Annotated in this window: 19 protein-coding genes; 10 read left to right on the top strand and 9 right to left on the bottom strand. The window is 56.5% G+C overall.

Translation table 11 applies throughout. The features are described from left to right. From livF to ugpQ, 6 genes are all read left to right on the top strand, one after another. Complete coding sequence (livF, locus tag WFL93_RS21695; RefSeq protein ID WP_008109901.1) at window positions 1–714, top strand: high-affinity branched-chain amino acid ABC transporter ATP-binding protein LivF; 714 nt, start codon at window positions 1–3, stop codon at window positions 712–714. Window positions 715–1003: 289 nt separating this feature from the next. Beyond that, the gene (ugpB, locus tag WFL93_RS21690) at window positions 1004–2320 is read left to right on the top strand and encodes a sn-glycerol-3-phosphate ABC transporter substrate-binding protein UgpB (protein ID WP_049851263.1); all 1317 of its coding nucleotides are present in this window, start codon (window positions 1004–1006) and stop codon (window positions 2318–2320) included. Between the two features lie 63 nt (window positions 2321–2383). Beyond that, window positions 2384–3271 carry a sn-glycerol-3-phosphate ABC transporter permease UgpA gene (ugpA, locus tag WFL93_RS21685; protein WP_049851264.1) on the top strand — a complete coding sequence of 296 codons (888 nt, stop codon included), beginning with the start codon at window positions 2384–2386 and terminating at the stop codon, window positions 3269–3271. Beyond that, window positions 3268–4113, top strand: a complete 846-nt coding sequence (ugpE, locus tag WFL93_RS21680; protein WP_009128544.1) for a sn-glycerol-3-phosphate ABC transporter permease UgpE — start codon at window positions 3268–3270, stop codon at window positions 4111–4113. The genes ugpA and ugpE overlap by 4 nt, the downstream gene beginning before the upstream one ends. Continuing rightward, window positions 4114–5187 carry a sn-glycerol-3-phosphate import ATP-binding protein UgpC gene (locus WFL93_RS21675; protein WP_049851265.1) on the top strand — a complete coding sequence of 358 codons (1074 nt, stop codon included), beginning with the start codon at window positions 4114–4116 and terminating at the stop codon, window positions 5185–5187. Then, window positions 5184–5927: a glycerophosphodiester phosphodiesterase gene (gene ugpQ / locus WFL93_RS21670; RefSeq protein ID WP_336779014.1), complete on the top strand. Its 744-nt coding sequence runs from the start codon at window positions 5184–5186 to the stop codon at window positions 5925–5927. Before WFL93_RS21675 ends, ugpQ begins: the two co-directional genes overlap by 4 nt. Here the strand turns inward: ugpQ and WFL93_RS21665 are convergent. Beyond that, window positions 5924–6208 carry a DUF2756 domain-containing protein gene (locus WFL93_RS21665; protein ID WP_009128550.1) on the bottom strand — a complete coding sequence of 95 codons (285 nt, stop codon included), beginning with the start codon at window positions 6206–6208 and terminating at the stop codon, window positions 5924–5926. The two genes, ugpQ and WFL93_RS21665, sit on opposite strands and share 4 nt — an antisense overlap. 206 nt (window positions 6209–6414) lie before the next feature. Between WFL93_RS21665 and ggt the strand changes: the two genes are divergently transcribed. Continuing rightward, window positions 6415–8166: a gamma-glutamyltransferase gene (ggt, locus tag WFL93_RS21660; protein WP_336779013.1), complete on the top strand. Its 1752-nt coding sequence runs from the start codon at window positions 6415–6417 to the stop codon at window positions 8164–8166. Between the two features lie 80 nt (window positions 8167–8246). Here ggt and WFL93_RS21655 read toward each other — a convergent pair whose 3' ends face one another. Continuing rightward, window positions 8247–8738, bottom strand: coding sequence for a GNAT family N-acetyltransferase (locus tag WFL93_RS21655; RefSeq protein WP_336779012.1), 492 nt, complete (start codon window positions 8736–8738; stop codon window positions 8247–8249). Between the two features lie 230 nt (window positions 8739–8968). Beyond that, window positions 8969–10540, bottom strand: coding sequence for an AbgT family transporter (locus WFL93_RS21650; RefSeq protein ID WP_336779011.1), 1572 nt, complete (start codon window positions 10538–10540; stop codon window positions 8969–8971). Between the two features lie 173 nt (window positions 10541–10713). Here WFL93_RS21650 and gntR point away from each other — a divergent pair, with 173 nt between their 5' ends. The 3 genes from gntR to gntU all read left to right on the top strand — a co-directional run bounded on the left by gntR (window position 10714) and on the right by gntU (window position 13731). Next, a complete protein-coding gene (gene gntR / locus WFL93_RS21645; RefSeq protein WP_336779010.1) occupies window positions 10714–11709 on the top strand; it encodes a gluconate operon transcriptional repressor GntR in 996 nt (331 codons plus the stop codon). 142 nt (window positions 11710–11851) lie between these two features. Continuing rightward, window positions 11852–12388: a gluconokinase gene (gene gntK, locus WFL93_RS21640; protein WP_036621490.1), complete on the top strand. Its 537-nt coding sequence runs from the start codon at window positions 11852–11854 to the stop codon at window positions 12386–12388. A 2-nt stretch (window positions 12389–12390) separates the two neighbouring features. Then, the gene (gene gntU / locus WFL93_RS21635) at window positions 12391–13731 is read left to right on the top strand and encodes a gluconate transporter (protein ID WP_009128561.1); all 1341 of its coding nucleotides are present in this window, start codon (window positions 12391–12393) and stop codon (window positions 13729–13731) included. Between the two features lie 82 nt (window positions 13732–13813). On the opposite strand, the gene WFL93_RS21630 is transcribed toward gntU, so the two are convergent. The 6 genes from WFL93_RS21630 to WFL93_RS21605 all read right to left on the bottom strand — a co-directional run bounded on the left by WFL93_RS21630 (window position 13814) and on the right by WFL93_RS21605 (window position 20120). Then, window positions 13814–15439: a Na/Pi cotransporter family protein gene (locus WFL93_RS21630; protein ID WP_049851269.1), complete on the bottom strand. Its 1626-nt coding sequence runs from the start codon at window positions 15437–15439 to the stop codon at window positions 13814–13816. Between the two features lie 110 nt (window positions 15440–15549). Further along, window positions 15550–16542 carry an ABC transporter ATP-binding protein gene (locus tag WFL93_RS21625; RefSeq protein WP_336779009.1) on the bottom strand — a complete coding sequence of 331 codons (993 nt, stop codon included), beginning with the start codon at window positions 16540–16542 and terminating at the stop codon, window positions 15550–15552. Window positions 16543–16544: 2 nt separating this feature from the next. Beyond that, on the bottom strand, window positions 16545–17330 hold the full coding sequence (locus WFL93_RS21620) for an ABC transporter permease (RefSeq protein ID WP_336779008.1): 786 nt from the start codon (window positions 17328–17330) through the stop codon (window positions 16545–16547). A 10-nt stretch (window positions 17331–17340) separates the two neighbouring features. After that, on the bottom strand, window positions 17341–18186 hold the full coding sequence (locus WFL93_RS21615; RefSeq protein WP_336779007.1) for an ABC transporter permease: 846 nt from the start codon (window positions 18184–18186) through the stop codon (window positions 17341–17343). Then, a complete protein-coding gene (locus tag WFL93_RS21610) occupies window positions 18186–18995 on the bottom strand; it encodes an alkaline phosphatase family protein (RefSeq protein ID WP_336779006.1) in 810 nt (269 codons plus the stop codon). Before WFL93_RS21610 ends, WFL93_RS21615 begins: the two co-directional genes overlap by 1 nt. A gap of 63 nt (window positions 18996–19058) precedes the next feature. Then, a complete protein-coding gene (locus WFL93_RS21605; protein ID WP_009128577.1) occupies window positions 19059–20120 on the bottom strand; it encodes an ABC transporter substrate-binding protein in 1062 nt (353 codons plus the stop codon). Window positions 20121–20246 lie beyond the last annotated feature (126 nt).

Raw genomic sequence — 20246 nt, 5'->3', positions numbered from 1 at the left:
ATGGCAAACCCGATTTTAACCTTGCAGAATGTCAGCGCCCATTACGGTCCGATCCAGGCGCTGCACAACATTAATCTGCATATCAACCAGGGTGAAATCGTTACCCTGATCGGTGCCAACGGCGCGGGTAAAACTACGCTGCTCGGCACCTTGTGCGGTGAACCGCGCGCTACCAGCGGCAACATTACCTTTGATGGCAAAGAGATTACCGACTGGCAAACGGCGAAAATCATGCGTGAAGCAATTGCCATCGTGCCAGAAGGCCGTCGGGTATTTTCGCGTATGACGGTGGAAGAGAACCTGGCGATGGGCGGCTTCTTCGCTACGCGGCAGCAGTATCTGGAGCGTATCGATCGCGTCTATCAGCTGTTTTCACGTCTGGCAGAGCGTAAAGCACAGCGTGCGGGCACCATGTCCGGCGGTGAGCAGCAGATGCTGGCGATTGGCCGTGCGCTGATGAGCCAGCCGCGTCTGCTGCTGCTGGATGAGCCTTCGCTGGGGCTGGCACCAATTATCATTCAGCAGATCTTCGACACCATTGAGCAGCTGCGTAAAGAGGGCATGACCATCTTCCTCGTCGAGCAGAATGCCAACCAGGCGCTGAAGCTGGCCGATCGTGGCTATGTGCTGGAGAATGGCCACGTGGTGCTGGAGGATAGCGGCGAAGCGTTGTTATCCAATGAAGCTGTGCGGAGTGCGTATTTAGGCGCGTAGTTGGTGCTCGCTGTCCCCCTCCTCGGTCCTCCCCCATAAATGGGGGAGGAAGACGCTGCCATATGTGAGTTGGGAGTTGCATGTGGCAGCGTCTCCTTCCCCCGCTAGCGGGGGAAGGCCGGGATGGGGGACAGCCAGCACGGACGAATGTTTAAACCCGCATTATCCCATCCCTCTGTCACATCCCCGTCATAAACCTGTTATTAATCCGTCATTTCCCCGTGTCATGTTACGTCGCGAACAAAAAAATGCGCGAATTCGCGCGTAGCTAACAGCACAGGAAAACCTTATGTCCGCTTTTACGCTTCGTCCCCGCCTGATGAGTGTCGTGCTCGGTCTGGCGCTCAGCGGTAATGCGCTGGCTGCAACTGAGATCCCTTTCTGGCACTCAATGGAAGGCGAGTTAGGCAAAGAAGTTGATTCTCTGGCACAACGTTTTAACCAGGCTCATCCCGATTACAAAATCGTCCCGACTTACAAAGGTAACTACGAGCAGAGCCTGGCGGCGGGTATTGCCGCTGTGCGCTCTGGCAAAGCGCCCGCGCTGCTGCAGGTGTATGAAGTCGGTACTGCGACCATGATGGCGTCAAAAGCGATCGTGCCGGTCAATGAAGTGTTTAAAAACGCTGGCGTGCAGATGGATCCGCAGCAGTTCGTGCCAGCCGTTGCCGGTTACTACAGTGATAGCAAAGGCCAGCTGATTTCTCAGCCGTTCAACAGCTCAACGCCGGTGCTGTACTACAACAAAGATGCCTTCAAAAAAGCCGGTCTTAACCCGGACCAGCCACCGAAAACCTGGCAGGAGCTGGCGAAAGACGCCGAAGCGCTGCGCAAAGCCGGCCTGACCTGTGGTTACGCCAGCGGCTGGCAGGGCTGGATTCAGATTGAAAACTTCAGCGCCTGGCATGCGCTGCCGGTGGCCACCAAAAACAACGGCTTTGACGGTACCGATGCAGTGCTGGAATTCAACCAGCCGGTTCAGGTGCGCCACATCGAAATGCTGGAAGCGATGAACAAGAAGGGGGATTTCACCTACTTCGGTCGCAAGGATGAATCCACCGCCAAGTTCTACAACGGCGATTGCGGCATCACCACCGCCTCTTCCGGTTCGCTGGCCGACATCAAACACTACGCCAAATTTAACTTCGGCGTCGGCATGATGCCGTACGATGAAACCGTACCGAACGCACCGCAGAACGCCATTATTGGCGGCGCGAGCCTGTGGGTGATGAAAGGCAAAGATGCCAACACCTACAAAGGCGCGGCGGAGTTTATGAAGTTCCTCGCACAGCCGGAAATCGCCGCTGAATGGCACCAGAAAACCGGTTATCTGCCGATCACCACCGCAGCCTATGAGCTGACTAAACAGCAGGGCTTCTACGACAAGAACCCAGGCGCAGACATCGCCACGCGTCAGATGCTGAACAAAGATCCGCTGCCGTTCACCAAAGGTATGCGTCTTGGCAACATGCCGCAGATTCGCACCATCGTGGACGAAGAGCTGGAGGGCGTGTGGACCGGCAAACAGGCACCACAAGCCGCGCTGGATAACGCGGTGAAACGCGGTAACGAATTGCTGCGCCGTTTTGAGCAGCAAGTGAAGTAACGCTGTTATCTCGGGGCCGACGCCTGGCGTTCGCCCCGATTTCTCTCTTTGATTGAGCCTGCTATGTCCTCATCGCGCCCCGTATTTCGCTCCCGTTTTCTGCCCTATTTGCTGGTGCTACCGCAACTGGTGATTACGGCCATTTTCTTCCTGTGGCCCGCCGGTGAAGCTCTGTGGTATTCGCTGCAAAGCATTGATCCTTTTGGTATCTCCAGCACCTTCGTGGGTTTGGCGAACTTTAAGCGTCTGTTCAATGACGAATACTATCTGGCATCCTTCTGGACCACCATTGAGTTCAGTGCGCTGGTGACGATTTGCGGCATGACGTTTTCCCTGCTGCTGGCGGCGCTGGTGGATTACGTCATTCGCCTGCGCAAGCTATATCAAACGCTGCTGCTGCTGCCGTACGCGGTCGCGCCGGTGGTAGCGGCGGTGCTGTGGATGTTCTTATTCAATCCGGGCCTCGGTTTATTCAGCCACCTGCTGAACCAAATGGGCTACAACTGGAACTATGCGCAAAACAGCGGTCAGGCGATGTTCCTGATTGTATTGGCGTCGATCTGGCAGCAAATGAGCTACAACTTCCTGTTTTTCTTCGCGGCGTTACAATCGATTCCCAAATCGCTGGTGGAAGCCGCTGCGATTGACGGCGCGGGTCCGGTGCGCCGCTTCTTCAATTTGTCGCTGCCGCTGATTACGCCGGTGAGCTTTTTCCTGCTGGTGGTCAATCTGGTTTACGCCTTCTTCGATACCTTCCCGGTGATTGATGCCGCCACCGGCGGTGGTCCGGTACAGGCCACCACTACGCTTATCTACAAAATCTATCGCGAAGGCTTCACCGGGCTGGATCTCTCCTCCTCCGCCGCGCAGTCGGTGGTGCTGATGCTGCTGGTGATTGGCCTGACCATCCTGCAATTCCGCTTTGTCGAGCGTAAGGTGCAATACCAATGATTGAGAATCGACGCGGGCTGGATATCTTCAGCCATACCTTGCTGGTGCTGGGCGTGCTGACCATTCTGTTCCCGCTTTATATCGCCTTTGTGGCGGCGACGCTGGATAACGAGGCGGTGTATCAGGTGCCGATGACCTTAGTCCCTGGCTCGCATCTGTGGGAGAACATCTCGCGCATCTGGACGCACGGCGTCAACGGCAACGGCCCGGCATTTGGCATGATGATGTTTAATAGCCTGCTGATGGCGCTCGGTATTACCGTCGGCAAAATCACCGTCTCGATGCTCTCCGCTTTCGCGCTGGTGTGGTTCCGTTTCCCGCTGCGCTCGCTGTTCTTCTGGCTGATTTTCATCACCCTGATGCTGCCGGTCGAAGTGCGTATTTTCCCGACGGTGGAGGTGATTTCGACGCTGAACATGCTCGACAGCTACAGCGGCTTAACGCTGCCGCTGATGGCGTCCGCTACCGCCACTTTCCTGTTCCGCCAGTTCTTTATGTCTTTGCCGGACGAGCTGATAGAGGCCGCGCGTATCGACGGCGCCAGCCCGATGCGTTTCTTCTGGGACATCGTACTGCCGCTATCAAAAACTAATCTCGCCGCGCTGTTCGTGATCACCTTCATCTATGGCTGGAACCAGTATCTGTGGCCGCTGCTGATCATCAATGATGCCAGCCTCAGCACCGCTGTGGCGGGGGTGAAAAGTATGATCAACACCAGCGGCGGCCCAACGCAGTGGAATGAAGTGATGGCGGCAATGTTATTAACCCTGATTCCACCGGTGGTGGTGGTACTTGTGATGCAACGTGCCTTTGTGCGTGGCCTGGTGGAGAGTGATAAATAAATGGCAGGCGTAACCCTTCAGACCGTTACCAAGTCGTATGACGGCAAAAATCAGATCATTCAGCCACTGAATATCACCATCAACGATGGCGAATTTATGGTGATGGTCGGCCCTTCCGGCTGCGGCAAATCGACACTGCTGCGCATGGTGGCAGGCCTCGAGCGCGTATCGTCTGGCGATATCTATATCGACGACAAACGCGTCACCAATATGGAGCCGAAAGATCGCGGTATCGCCATGGTGTTTCAGAACTACGCGCTCTATCCGCACATGACGGTGGGCGAAAACATGGCGTATGGCCTGAAAATTCGCGGCATGGGTAAAGTGCAGATTGAGCAGCGCGTGATGGAAGCGGCGCGTAGCCTGGAGCTGGATCATCTGCTGCATCGCCGTCCGCGCGAATTGTCTGGCGGACAGCGTCAGCGTGTGGCGATGGGCCGCGCCATCGTGCGTGAACCGGCTGTGTTCCTGTTTGATGAGCCGCTCTCCAACCTCGACGCGCGTCTGCGGGTGCAGATGCGTCTTGAGCTGCAACAGCTGCATCGCCGCCTAAAAACCACCAGCCTCTACGTCACGCACGATCAGGTAGAAGCCATGACGCTGGCGCAGCGCGTGATGGTGATGAACAAAGGCGTAGTGGAGCAGGTGGGTACGCCGGTGGAAGTGTATGAACGTCCGGCCAGCCAGTTCGTTGCCTCCTTTATCGGCGCGCCGGCCATGAACCTGCTGCCGGGACAAATCAGCAGCGACGGCACGCGTTTTACCCTGGATGCACTTAACAGCTTGCTGCTGGGTGAAAGTAAAGCCAAATGGGCCAACCGTCCGCTGACGCTGGGCATCCGTCCCGAGCATATTCAGCTCAGCAGCCGCGAGGCCGGCGGCATTCCGCTGGTGGTGGAGACGCTGGAGATGCTCGGCGCCGATAATCTGGCGCATGGCCGCATCGGCAACGCGCGCATGGTGGTGCGTTTGCCCCACAGTGAGCGCCCGCAGGCGGGCAGCACCTTGTGGCTGCATCTGCCGTCAGATGCGTTACACTTCTTCGATTCAACCTATGGAAAGCGTCTGGAATGAGTCAACACAACTGGCCTTATCCGCATATTGTCGCGCATCGCGGCGGCGGCAAACTGGCCCCGGAAAATACCCTCGCGGCGATTGATGTCGGCGCGCAGCACGGCCACACCATGATTGAGTTTGATGCCAAGCTCTCGGAAGATAAGCAGATTTTCCTGCTGCACGATGACACGCTCGATCGCACCAGCAACGGCTGGGGCGTGGCGGGTGCGCTGTCGTGGCATAAGCTGTCTCAGCTGGATGCGGGCGGTTGGTTTAGCCGCGATTACGAAGGCGAACCGCTGGCGCTGCTGAGCGAAGTGGCAGAACGTTGCCGCCAGCATCAGATGATGGCCAATATCGAGATCAAACCGACGACCGGTCAGGATGTGGAAACCGGGCGCAATGTGGCTCTCGCGGCACGCGAACTGTGGCAAGGACAAACCGCGCCGTTGCTCTCATCCTTCTCTTATGCCGCGCTGGAAGCGGCGATGCAGGCGGCGCCCGAGCTGCCGCGCGGCTTACTGCTGGATGAGTGGCACGACGACTGGCAGGCGCTGACGGCGCGTCTGGATTGCGTATCGATTCATCTGAATCACAGATTACTCGATGCTGAACGTACCGCGCTGCTGAAAGCGGCCGGTCTGCGGATTCTGGTGTATACCGTGAATCAGCCCGCGCGCGCGCGCGAGCTGCTAAGTTGGGGCGTCGACGCCATCTGCACCGATCGTATCGACACTATCGGTCCGGACTTCCGCTAGTTCTGCTGCTTAAGCTGGCCCGGCTGCGATTGAATTACCTGCTGCTGGGCACTGTTACGCTGTTCCTGCACCTTGCGCTGCACATCCTGGCTTTGCTGCTGCTGATCCTGCTGCAGTTTACGCTTTTGCTGTTGCTGCTGATTCTGCATTTGCGACTGCATCCGCTGCTGGCTCGGGTTATAGCCGGGTTGGTTCGGATCGTTGGTGCTATTCAACATATTCGCCATGCTGCTTAACGGCAGCAAAGCGGCGATCACAATTAGCCATTTGTTTTTGTTCATGGTGTTTCCTCCATCAATGCAGCCTGCTGTGTGGTGTTGTTGCGCAACAGGCAACAACGGCTACTGACATAAGTTTATGCTATATCTCAAACCCCTCATCCAGGAGTGCACCTAATTTAACTTTACTGCTACGCTTTTTACTGTATTTGCAAACACTTGCATCAATTAATAACAAATGTAAATAACGTTAAAAGGGTGGTGACAGGATGAGGATACAAGGCAACGTGCGTCAGTTCGGCTGGGCATTGCTGATGAGTTTTACCGTGGTGCAGGGCGCGAACGCCGCGCCGACCAGTGCACCGCCGGTTTCCTATGGCGTCGATAGCGACACTTTTCACCCGGTTAAGGCCAAACATGGCATGGTGGCATCGGTTGATGCGCTGGCCACTGAAGTGGGTGTCGATATCCTTAAGCAGGGCGGTAACGCCGTCGATGCAGCAGTGGCGGTTGGCTTCGCGTTGGCGGTGACGCATCCGCAGGCCGGTAATCTCGGCGGCGGTGGCTTTATGCTGCTGCGCACCGCATCCGGCCGCACTACCGCTATCGACTTCCGCGAAATGGCGCCGGCGCGCGCATCACGCGATATGTTCCTCGACAAGCAGGGCAACGCTGATAGTAAGTTGTCACTCACTTCTCACTTAGCCTCAGGCACGCCGGGTACCGTGGCCGGTTTTGCGCTGGCCGCAAAGAAATATGGCACCTTGCCGCTCAGCACCTTGCTGGCGCCGGCTATCAAACTGGCGCGTAACGGCATCGTAGTGAACGATGCGCTGGCCGACGATCTCGCCACCTACGGCAAAGAGACGCTAATCAATCACGACAATAGCCGCGCGATTTTCTACAAGGCCGACGGCAAGCCATATCAGAAGGGCGAACGTCTGGTGCAAAAGAACCTCGCACATAGCCTGCAGCTGATTGCCCAGCAAGGTCCGGATGCGTTCTATAAAGGCAAAATCGCCGATGAGATTGCCGGTGAAATGGCACAGCATGGTGGGTTGATCGGCAAGCCGGATCTGGCGGCCTACCGCGCGGTGGAGCGTAAACCGGTGAGCGGCACCTATCGCGGCTATGAAGTCTTCTCCATGCCGCCGCCGTCGTCCGGCGGGATTCACATCGTGCAGATCCTCAATATCCTGGAAAACTTCGATCTGGCGAAATGGGGCTTTGGCAGCGCCGATGCGATGCAGGTCATGGCGGAGGCGGAAAAGTACGCCTATGCCGACCGTTCGGAGTACCTGGGCGATCCTGACTTCGTCAACGTGCCGCAGCAGGCGCTTACCAGCAAAGCCTACGCCAAAACGCTGGCGCAGCAGATTGACGTCAACAAAGCGCGTCCATCCAGCGAGATCAAACCGGGCAAACTGGCACCGTACGAAAGTAATCAAACCACGCACTTCTCGGTAGTCGATAAAGAGGGCAACGCGGTAGCGGTGACTTACACGCTGAATACCTACTTCGGCAGCGGCATCGTGGCCGGCCAAAGCGGCATCCTGATGAACAATGAAATGGATGACTTCTCAGCTAAACCGGGCACGCCAAACGTCTATGGCTTAGTCGGCGGGGAGGCGAATGCGGTGCAACCGGCCAAACGTCCGCTGTCATCGATGTCGCCCACCATCGTGGCGAAAGACGGTAAAACCTGGCTGGTTACCGGCAGCCCGGGCGGCAGCCGCATTATCACCACCGTGCTGCAAATGGTGGTCAACAGCATCGATTTTGGGATGAACGTGGCTGAAGCAACCAACGCACCACGCTTCCATCATCAATGGTTGCCGGATCAGCTGCGGGTCGAGAAAGGCTTTAGCCCGGATACGCTGCGCCTGCTGGAAACCAAAGGCCAGCATGTGAAAGTGATGCCTGCGATGGGCAGTACGCAGAGCATCATGATTGGGCCGGACGGCACGCGCTATGGCGCATCCGATCCGCGTTCGGTGGATGATTTAAGCGCGGGATACTAATCAATAATGCGCAATAAATTGCGCCGCTACGGTATATGCACGCATTTGTAGCGGCGCGATTTATCGCGCGTTTTTCAGGGTTATTTCAAGCGCGCCATATAATGCGTATCCACCATTTCGCCGTCGCGCATAGCATGTCGCCGCGCGGTGCCTTCAATCTCAAAGCCAAACTGCTGATATAAGCCAAGCGCTTTATGGTTATCGGCGAACACCGTCAGTTCAATACGCGTCACCTGCAGCCAGTTGTCACACAAATCTATCATCGCTGACATCAGTGTTTTACCGACGCCGCGCCGCTGATAGGCAGCATCGGCGCCCATCCCAAAGGTCGCCGTATGGCGACGGCGCGCTACCGACAGCACTTCCAGAGTCAGTTGTCCGGCGATCTGATCGTCAATACACGCCACTAGCATATGCACACCCGGACGCAGATTGCTGAGGCGTTCCTGCCACAGCGTCGGCGATTGAAACGGTAGATGCAGCGTGCTGGCCTGCGGCTCAGGCTGGCAGTACATGCGCGTTAACGCGGCGGCATCTTCGGGAATAGCGTGGCGAATGACGATCTGACTCATGGCGCGACTCCTTGTGAAAAATGGATAAAATCCCCTTTAACATCAAGGAATTCTCGCGCTTCGTCAATGCAAAAAAATTCGCTAAAAGGGTTTACAGACGCGAATGATAATGATTATTATTGTCATGCGAGCTCGGAAACGTCTCCTGACATCTGGGTAAGCACGACATTGCTCACATTGCTTCCAAGTATTATTTAGCCAGCTCGGGTGCTGGCTTTTTTTTTTTGCTTTTACATGGTGTACCAGGTTGCCGCGCCGGGCCCAACCGGCAGATTGAACACGAACACCCACAGCACAAACAGCAGCGTCCAGCCAATCATAAACACCACCGAATACGGCAACATCATGGCCACCAGCGTACCGATGCCCATGTCACGACGATAGCGCGCCGCCACCGCCATAATCAGGCCAAAATAACTCATCATCGGCGTTATCACGTTGGTCACAGAGTCGCCAATGCGGTAAGCCGCTTGAATCACTTCTGGCGCAAAGCCCACCAGCATCAGCATCGGCACAAAGATCGGTGCGGTAACCGCCCATTGCGCCGAGGCGGAGCCAATCATCAAATTGATAAAGCCGCAGATCATGATGAAGCAAACAAACAGTAGCGGTGCGCCCATATCCAGTGATGCCAGCAGATTGGCGCCTTTCACCGCCACCACGGTGCCGAAGTTGCTCCAGTTAAAGAACGCCACGAACTGCGCAGCAAAGAACACCAGTACGATGTACATGCCCATGCTGCTCATGCTGGCAGACATGGCGTTGATCACATCACGATCGTTGCGCATATTGCCGATGAGTCGGCCATACACCATGCCTGGAATAGCGAAGAAGACAAAGATAAACACCACAATGCCTTTCAGGAAAGGCGAGCCCGCCAGCGTGCCGGTTTTCGGATTGAGCAACACGCCGTAACCCGGAATGACGGTTAGTATCAGCAGCATTGTGACGGCCAGTACCGCCCAGCCAGCTCCTTTCAGCGCCCGACGTTCAGCCGCTGTGAGCGCGCCCATATCGCCACGCACCGCATCGCCCTCGCTATCCTGATATTTGCCCAATTTCGGTTCGACGATGCTGTTAGTAATCCATGTACCCAGAATGGAAATCACGAAGGTGCTGACAAACATGAAGTACCAATTCACTTCCGGGCCAACATGGTAGTTCGGATCGATAATCTGTGCGGCGCTTTGGGTAATACCCGACAGCAGCGGATCGATGGTGCCGAGCAATAAATTCGCGCTGTAGCCGCCTGAAACCCCAGCAAACGCTGCAGCCAGCCCCGCCAATGGATGACGGCCCAGCGAGTGGAAAATCATGGCTGCCAGTGGAATCAGCACCACATATCCCAGCTCCGAAGCCGTATTGGAGATAATACCAGCGAAGACGATAGTGAAAGTGATGAGCTTTTTTGGCGCGTTAAATACCAGCGCGCGCATGGCAGCAGACAGCAAGCCCGAATGTTCGGCAATGCCCACGCCGAGCAAGGCAACCAGCACGGTGCCGAGTGGGGCGAAGCCGGTAAAGTTGGTGACCAGATTGCTGACAATACGCTGCAGACCCTCGGCACTCATCAGGCTAACCACGTGAATCACCCCATCCGGCGCGCGGCCCGCAGCACCAATAGGGCGCGGATCCATGACGCTGACACCGAAGGCCGCGGCAACGGCTGATGCGACAATAATAAAGAGCGCAAAGATCGCGAACAGCGTTATTGGATGCGGCAGCAGGTTACCGAGCCACTCAACGGTATTCAGAAAGCGTTCAATAGGACGCCTGGTGGATGCAGAAGTTTGGTCCGTCATGATTGTCCTTGTTATGTCTTTAGGTGCTAATTTGCAGGACTGCCGATGCTCTTTGTTCTCACTCTGATTAGCTACAAGACCCTTCTCGTTAGTTCAGCCGTAAGGTTTCCCACAAAACCTGAACCTGACAAAAAATGATAAACTCGGGTTACCTTTGATCTCAGGCGCACACGATGAAGAAGAAAAGACCGGTATTACAGGACGTTGCCGATCGCGTCGGCATCACAAAAATGACCGTCAGCCGCTACCTGCGCAATCCCGATCAGGTCTCAGCGGCGCTGCGCGACAAAATCGCCGTGGCGCTGGATGAGCTCGGTTATATCCCCAATCGCGCCCCCGACATGCTCTCTAACGCCACCAGTCGCGCTATCGGCGTGCTGCTGCCTTCGCTGACCAACCAGGTTTTTGCAGACGTGCTGCGCGGGATTGAAGCCGTCACCGATGAAGCAGGTTATCAAACGCTGGTGGCGCACTTTGGTTACAACGCGCAGAAAGAGGAGCTCCAGCTGCGTTCGCTGCTCGGCTGGAACATCGACGGCGTGATTCTCACCGAACGCACTCACACGGCAGGCACGCTGCGCATGCTGGAAGTGGCGGGCATTCCGGTGATTGAGATGATGGATTCGGTAACGCCGTGCCTCGATATGGCGGTGGGCTTTGATAACGTCGAGGCGGCACGTCAGATGACGCATGCTATCCTGAAAAAAGGGCATCGCCACACCGTTTATCTCGGCGCACGCCTTGATGAACGTACCCTACAGAAACAGCAAGGTTATGAAAAAGCGATGCGCGAAGCCGGGCTGACGCCGCACAGCGTGATGATGGAAGATGCTTCTTCATTCAGCGCCGGCGCGCAGCTGCTGTGCGAAGCGCAGAAGCGTTATCCTGAGACCGATAGCCTGTTCTGTACCAACGATGACCTGGCGGTTGGCGCCATGTTTGAGTGCCAACGCCAGGGATTGCGCGTGCCGCAGCAGATGGCGATTGCCGGTTTTCACGGTCACGACATTACGCAAGTGGTGAATCCGCGCCTCGCCACGGTGTTAACGCCGCGTGAGCGCATGGGGCGTGAATCGGCGGCGATGCTGCTGGCGCGCATTGGCGGCGATCGCAGCGTCACGCAACCATTGGATGTCGGTTTCGAAATTGCCGAAGGTGACAGCATCTGATTTTGGCGAATTTATGAGTCAGTTCACACTTTCGTGCTTTTCCGCCTAACAAGGGTTGCCAGCCTTTGAGTGGGCTCCGACAATGATGACTGAATTTGTTATCGGTAACATTGGGCAGAAATCACTGCCGGAGCGCAAAACAATGACTACGCCATCTCCATCGCACCACGTCTTTATCCTGATGGGCGTTTCCGGCAGCGGAAAATCTGCCGTCGCCAATCAGGTCTCTCACCAGTTAAACACTGCGTTTCTCGATGGCGATTTCCTCCATCCGCGCAGCAACATCATGAAAATGGCCGATGGTCATCCGCTGGACGACAACGATCGCCAGCCGTGGCTGCAGGCGCTGAATGATGCGGCGTTTGCCATGCAGCGCACCCAGGAAATCTCCATTATCGTCTGCTCGGCGCTGAAAAAGTCCTATCGCGACATCCTGCGTCAGGGCAACGAGAACCTGAAATTTATCTATCTGCAGGGCGATTTCGAGACCATCGAATCCCGTTTGAAGGCGCGTAAAGGTCATTTTTTCAAACCGCAGATGCTGGTGACGCAGTTCGCTACGCTGCAGGAACCCGGCGCGGATGAGCCCGATGTACTGGTGGTTGATATCAATCATTCACTGGATGAGGTAGTTGCGGCCACGGTTGCGACCATTGAGGGTGCAATCAACAAGGGTTAGTCATGAGTACCGCAACGCTAGTGTTAACCGCAGCAGGCTCTGTCCTGCTGCTGCTGTTTTTGGTGATGAAAGCGCGTATGCACGCCTTTGTTGCCCTGATGTTAGTCTCCATTGGTGCCGGTCTGTTTTCCGGCATGCCGCTCGATAAAATCGCCGAAACCATGGAAAAAGGCATGGGCGGAACGCTCGGCTTTCTCGCCATTGTGGTGGCGTTGGGCGCGATGTTCGGTAAAATCCTGCATGAAACCGGCGCGGTCGATCAAATTGCCATCCGCATGTTGAAAACCTTTGGAGAAAGCCGCGCGCACTATGCGATGGGCGTCGCCGGGCTAATTTGCGCGCTGCCACTGTTCTTCGAAGTGGCGGTGGTGTTGCTAATTAGCATTGCGTTCGCGGTGGCGCGTCGCACCAAAGGCAATTTAGTCAAGCTGGTGATTCCGCTCTTTGCCGGGGTGGCAGCGGCGGCGGCGTTTCTGTTGCCGGGACCGGCGCCGATGCTGCTGGCTTCGCAAATGCACGCCGATTTTGGCTGGATGATCCTGCTGGGCCTGTGCGCGGCAATCCCGGGCATGCTGATTGCTGGTCCGCTGTTTGGTAACTTTATCGCACGTCACGTCAGCTTTAGCGCCCCGCCGGAAGATCACCAACCGGAAGTGGAAGAGGGCAAACTGCCGTCGTTTGGCTTTAGCCTGGCGCTGATTCTGTTCCCGCTGCTGTTGGTCGGTCTGAAAACCATCGGCGCGCGCTTCACCACGCCGGGTACCCATTTGTATGAGTGGCTGGAGTTTATCGGCCATCCGTTCACGGCGATTCTGCTGGCCTGTCTGGTGGCGATTTATGGCCTGGCGTACCGTCAGGGCATGGATAAAGAGAAGGTGATGCAAGTGTGCGGCAGCGCGCTGCAGCCGGCGGGCATTATTCTGCTGGTGATCGGTGCGGGCGGCGTGTTTAAGCAGGTGCTGGTGGATTCGGGTGTGGGCCCTGTGCTGGGCCACGCGTTGACTGGCGCAGGTATGCCGATTGCGCTGGCGTGCTTCATTCTCTCCGGTGCGATCCGCGTGATTCAGGGCTCGGCTACCGTGGCGTGTTTAACCACCGTGGGTTTGGTGATGCCGGTGATTGAACCGCTGCACTACAGCGGCGCGCAGCTGGCGGCGCTGTCGATCTGTATCGGCGGCGGCTCGATCATTATCAGTCACGTGAATGATGCCGGCTTCTGGCTTTTTGGCCGCTTTACCGGCGCCACCGAAGCCGAAACGCTGAAGACCTGGACGCTAATGGAAACCATCCTCGGTACCACTGGCGCGATTGTCGGAATGATTGCGTTTAGTTTGCTGTCGTGATGTAAAACCCGCGCAATAAATTGCGCCGCTGCGGAATGCAGATGTTTGTAGCGGCGCGATTCATCGCGCGTTTTTAAACTTATCAATCCTCATCCCGCTCGTCATCCGGCTGATCTAACACCGTGTACGCCACGGCGCAGAACAGCGAATTCAAACGTTTCATATCGCCCAATAATCCAAGATGCAGCGAGCTGGTTTCAATGCTTTGCACATTTTGCAGATGCAAACGCTCGACGTGCGCGTGGGAGAAGCGGCGAATCAGAATGCGGAAACGATGTTTAGAGCGGCGCAGGCGTTTGGCGCTGGTCACATCGTGCGACAGAAACACCGACAAACTCAGTCGCAGGTTATACAGCACCTGCTCCTGCAAGGTTTGCAGCTCCTCCAATCCTTCCGCTGAGAAGGCGCGGCGCGCGGTCAGCGACTTATCCGCTACGTCGGCGCACATGCGTTCAATAATATCGCCCGCCTGTTCCAGATTGAGCGCCATCTCAATGATCTCCGCCCAGCGGCGGGAATCATCCTCCGGCAAATCCTCTTTCGGCATGCGCGCCAGATAGAGTTTGATCGCGGTGTAGAGCACATCCACATCATCATCCAGCCGCCGCACCGCGCGCTCTTCTCGCAGGTCGCCGTGCACCACTTTATTGAATGACTCAATCATCTGCTCGACCACGTCGCCAATACGCAGCGTTTCGCGCGAGGCATTTGCCAGTGCTAACGCCGGCGTATCCAGCGCGCTACTGTCGAGATGTTTGGGTTTCAGATGGGTTTCATTCTCCGCATCGTCATCAATCATGCGGCGGCACAGACGCGCCATCGGCTCGGCAAACGGCACCATCACTAAGCAGCGAATCAGGTTGTAGAACACGTGGAAGAAGATCACCAGCTCCTCATCATTGACAGGTAATTTGTCGAGGATGTCGGCGACGAAATTGACGAACGGCAAAATGGCGATGCTGCCAATCAGCTTGAACAGCAGGCTGCCGAGTGCAACACGTTTGCCGGCGGCGTTGGAGCCGCTGGCGTTGATCATTGCCAGTAAGCCGCTGCCGAGGTTGGCGCCTATCACCAGACAAAGCGCGACTTTAAACGAGATGACGCCGGTTGCCGTCAGCGTAGCAGTAATCAGCACCGCCGCGAGGCTGGAGTAACTGATGATGGCAAACACCGCGCCAATCAACGCATCGAGCATCACGTCGCCAGTTAGCGTCGAGAACAGCACCTGCACGCCTGCCGCCTGGGTAATCGGTTTGGCGGCGGCGACAATCAGCTGCAACGCCAGCAAAATCAGCCCCAAACCTATGCTGGCGCGGCCCAGCTGACCGCCGCGCGTCTGCTTGCGGCTGAGGAAAAACACTACGCCAAAGAAGATAAACAGCGGCGAAAGCCACGTCAGATCAAAGGTCAGGATGCGCGCCATGATGGCGGTACCGACATCGGCACCCAGCACCACGACCAGCGCGGGCGTGAGGCTCACCAGATTCTGCGCGACAAAAGAGGTGACGAGTAGCGTGGTGGCGTTACTGCTTTGCACCAGCGCTGTGACGCCAATCCCGGCGAGAAACGCCATCGGTTTTTTTTCGACGCTGCGGCTGAGTACACGACGCAGATCGGCACCGTACACGCGCATGATACCGGTACGCACGATATGCGTGCCCCACACCAGCAGCGCAACGGCAGAGAGTAGATTAAGCAGAGTTAACACGGTTAAAGGCTCCTCATCCGTCAGGCGCAAACAACACCGATTGCCAGCCTGACGGTGAGCGCAACCGGTAAAACCTTCGCCGCGTTGCGTTGCCCATTTTTTCGTTAAAATTAAGCGACCTGGCGCAACGTCGACATCTCTAACTGTAGCCCAATCTGCATGCCAGCGGGGTGCAAATCTGCCACGCTACGGTTGAGGACATCAATCGAGAGCTCGACGTTTTGTGCGCGCACGCGATAGCGGATCACGTTGCCGAGCAAGCTGTGGCTGAGGATGGTGGCGGGAATGCCATCCTGTGGCGCACATAGCCGAATTGACTCGGGACGAATCGCCACCTGGCCGCTAAATGTTTGGCCGGTAAGCAGCAATGCCTGCTCGGCGCTCAGCAGGTTGTAGTTGCCAATAAATCCGGCGGCGAACAGATCGGCTGGCTCGGTATACAGCCTCTCAGCATTGCCGTTCTGCACGATCTTGCCACGATTCATCAACACGATGCGATCGGACATCGTCAACGCTTCTTCCTGATCGTGGGTGACGAACAGGGTGGTGAGTTTTAGCTCTTTTTGAATATTACGGATCTGTTCGCGCAGATGACGGCGAATACGCGCATCCAGCGCCGATAGCGGTTCGTCCAGCAGCAGCAAGCGCGGACGCGTCACCAGCGAACGTGCCAGCGCCACGCGCTGACACTGTCCGCCCGAAAGCTGATGCGGATAGCGGCGCGCGAAGTCGGTGAGTTCGACCAGCGCCAGCACCTCCATCACGCGTTTTTGAATATCGCCGCTGGCCAGCTTCTGCATCTTCAGACCAAACGCCACATTCTTCTCAACCGTCATATTCGGAAACAGCGCGTAGCTCTGGAACACCATGCCAATGGTGCGCTTCTGCGGCGGCAGCGGCACGATATCCTGACCTTGCAGCAGCACTTTACCGCTATCAACGTCAGTCAATCCGGCGATGCAGCGTAGCAGCGTGGATTTGCCGCAGCCGCTTGGGCCGAGCAGGGTGACAAACTCGCCCTCTTCGGCGCTAAAATCGATGTTTTCAAAAATGGCGGTCGGGCCGTAGCTTTTATTCAACTGAGTGACGTTCAGATAACTCATGGTCAGCCTCGTTCAGGATTGAGGGCATTCGCCAGCCAGGTGACCAGCAGAACGACGGCAAAATAGGAGATCACCAGCGCACTGGTGAAGTGGCCGCTGCCGTTGCGCATGTTAAACAGATAAACCTGCAAGGTTTCATAGCGGGTGCCGACCAGCATGTTAGCGAAGACGAATTCACCAATCAGGAAGGAGAAGGAGAGCAGCACCGCGATAAACACCCCTTTACGCAGGTTTGGCAGCACCACAAACAGCGCAGCCTGCCAGGTGCTGGCGCCGAGCAGCTGGGCGGCATCAATCAGCTCTTTCAGGTTGATCGCCTGCATGTTGTTGGAGATGGCGCGGTAGATAAACGGCAAAGCGATGGTGAAGTAGCAGCCGATCAAAATCCACGGCGTGCCGGTCAGCATCAAGGGTGACGACGAATAGAGCTGCAGCAGGCCGACCGATGACACCACCGGCGGCACGGCGAACGGCATCAGAATCAGCACATTCATTACCGCATCCAGCTTCGGATAGTAGTAAGCGATCACAAACATGGCGGGCAGCACCAGCACCAGCGAGAACAGCAGCGCACCGAAGCAAACCAGCAGCGAATGTCCCAGCGCCGTTAGGAAACGTGGATCGCTCCACAGCGCAGCCAGCCATTTAAGCGTAAAGCCCTGCGGCAGAATAGTGTCGCTCCAGCTGGTGGAGATGCCGTACAGCAGCGTCGCCAGCAGCGGCGCGGCCAGGATGCACAGCAGCAGCCAGACAATCAGGCGATGGTAAAATTTTTCCGCGCGAGACACGTGTGGCTCCTTAAGACGCTTTGGCGTTGAGATAGCTGCGGCGCACCAGATACTGCTGCACCACGGTAATCAGCGCCATGATCAGCACCAGCAGCATCGCCAGCGCACCGCCGGTATTGGGATCGAGTGAGATATCGCCGGATACCAGCGCCGCGATGCGCACCGGCACCACATTAAAGTTGCCGGTTGTCAGCGCGTAAATGGTGGCGTAAGCACCGAGCGCGTTAGCCAGCAAAATCACGAAGGTGCCGAGTAGCGCCGGGAACAGAATCGGTAAACCGATATGCCACCAATAGCGCCCGCGCCCCGCGCCCAGCAGCGCGGCGGACTCCTGCCAATCCTGCCGCAAGCCATCAAACGCCGGATAGAGCAGCAAAATGCCAAGCGGGATTTGGAACCAGGTGTAAACCAGCACCATGCCGTCGCGCGAGAACAGCTTAAAGCCCTCCAGCACGCCGTAATGGCGCAGCAGCAGCGTCAGGCAGCCGTTCAGGCCAAGCAGGATGACAAAGGCAAACGCCAGCGGCACGCCGGCGAAGTTGCTGGTCATGTTGGTAAATGACATTAAAAAGCGCTGAAAACGCCCGCTGCCGAGTTGATGTAACGAATATCCAGCAATCAGCGAGATCAGCAGACCATAAATGCTTGACCAGATGGAGATATCCAGCGACAGGCGAAAGGCCTGTAAATAGAATGGCGAAGTGAGAATATCGCTATAGTTATCAATGCCCCAACGCTCATTCATGTCGCTCCAGAAGCTGTTGATAGTAATCCACAGCAGCGGTGCGAGCTGAAACGCCACCCAGAACAGGGCAAAAGGCAGCAGCAGCAGGGAAGCGAGCGTTTTTCCCTTCATTACTGCGGCTCCGCCAGTAACGCGCGGCAAACCGGCTTATCATGCTCAACGCCGAGTAAGGTGCAAACGATACCGCATAGCTCGGTCTGCTGGGGTTTGAGATCCGACTGCAGTGAGAAACCGGCGCCAAATACAAACAGCGGCACCTGCGTCTCTTCGGGCAAAATGCCGCCGTGCGAGCGGTCATCGTTCATGCCGTGATCGGCGGTGACAATCACCTGATATCCGGCGGCCAGCCAACCCGGCATCCACTGCGACAGGTAACCATCGGCCATGCGCGCGCGGTTGCGATATTGCGGCGATGACAAACTGTGTTTGTGCCCGGCATCGTCGATGTTCATCGGGTGGATCAGCAGGAAGTCCGGATCGTGGCGCAGGCGCAGGCTTTCCGCGTCCTCAAACAGATGGGAATCCGGATAGCCGTCGTCCCAGTAAAAGTGCCCATACTGAATCGGCAGGTCGGGTGCGACCGTATGCCGGTCGCGCGCCGCATTGAACGGGGAGTGATTGTAGAGTTCACTCACCCAGTGATAGGCGGCCGCAGCGGTGGTGAGACCGGCTGCACGCGCATAATGGAAGATGCTGCGCTGATTACTCAAGCGGCTGACGCCATTATGAATAATGCCGCTGCGCACCGGTGGAATGCCGGTGAGAATGCATTCATACAGCGGACGCGACAGCGAAGGCAGCTCGCAGGTCAGCGTGTAATACTGGCCGTTGCCCTGCGCGCATTCGGCAAATAGATAGCCCATCGCGTGCTGCGCTACCTGATTACTCAGGCCATCCAACACCACCAGGATTGTTTTCATCCCTTCTCCTTTATGGCAATCGTTAATCCAGGTGCGCATAAATGCGCACCCTACAAAACAACGTTACTGTTTCATATTGATGATGACGTTCTCCTGCCACAGGCGCGGCAGCATTTTCGACGTCTTATCCCATGCCGCCTGGTCTTTGATTGGACGGGCATTTTTATACTCAGACTGCGGTAACAGTTTGGCCTGCACGTCAGCCGGCAGGGTTAAATGCTCAGCACGAATCGGACGCGCATAGCCTTTCGCCAGGTTGATCTGGCCTTCATCAGACAAGATGTATTCACGCGCCAGCTTGGCGGCATTTGGGTGTTTAGCGTACTTGTTGATGATGGTGCTGTAGCCTGAGGTGACGGAACCATCGGAGGGGATCACCACTTCGTAGCGATTTTTGTCGATTTGATCGCGATAGTTCAGACCGTTGAAGTCCCACACCACGGCAACCTGAATTTCGCCTTTCTCGATGTTGGCAATCACCGGATCGGTTACGCCAAGACGGCCCTCTTTCGCCAGGTCACCGAAGAAGCTCAGCGCCGGTTTAACGTTCTTCTCGTCACCGCCCATGGCGTAGCTGGCCGCCAGTACACCGTTGGCCGCTTGAGCTGCAGTACCGACGTCGCCGATAGTGACCACATACTTACCTTTCTTTAAATCGGCCCAGCTGTGTGGCACATCTTTCACCTGCTGCTTATCGACCAGGAAGGCGATGGTGCCGGTGTAGGCCAGCATCCAGTTGCCATCCTGATCTTTCGCCCAGCTCGGAATTTGATCCCAATGCGTTGGCTTGTAAGGTTGTGCTACGCCTTTCGCGACGGCAATCGGACCGAAAGCGGCGCCCACATCACCGATATCGGCGCTGGCGTTCTCCTTCTCTGCAGCAAATTTTGCCAGCTCTTGCGCAGAAGACATGTCAGTGTCGCTGTGCTTCAGACCATATTTGCTGCTGAGATCACTCCAGGTATCTTTCCAGTTGGCCCAGCTATCCGGCATGCCGACGCTGTTAACCTGGCCTTCAGCGCGCGCGGCTTTTTCTAACGCGGCGAGGTCATTATCTGCAGCTTGCGCGGCAGGCAGCGCAAGCAGTACGGCACTGGCTACTACAGAGGCGATAAACGCTTTCATCTCGATTGCTCCCGGTATATGTTGTGGGACTTCTTGGTCTAGTCCAGCAAGAACCGAGCCAATGTAGCCCGAGTAGATGAAGGTTTTATGACCATGGTGGTGAAATGTGGTGTGGCGCGACGATCC

The sequence above is a fragment of the Pantoea sp. USHLN256 genome, from assembly GCF_037149875.1.
GTDB lineage: Bacteria > Pseudomonadota > Gammaproteobacteria > Enterobacterales > Enterobacteriaceae > Pantoea > Pantoea nemavictus.
This window is presented reverse-complemented; position numbering and strand designations above follow the sequence as displayed.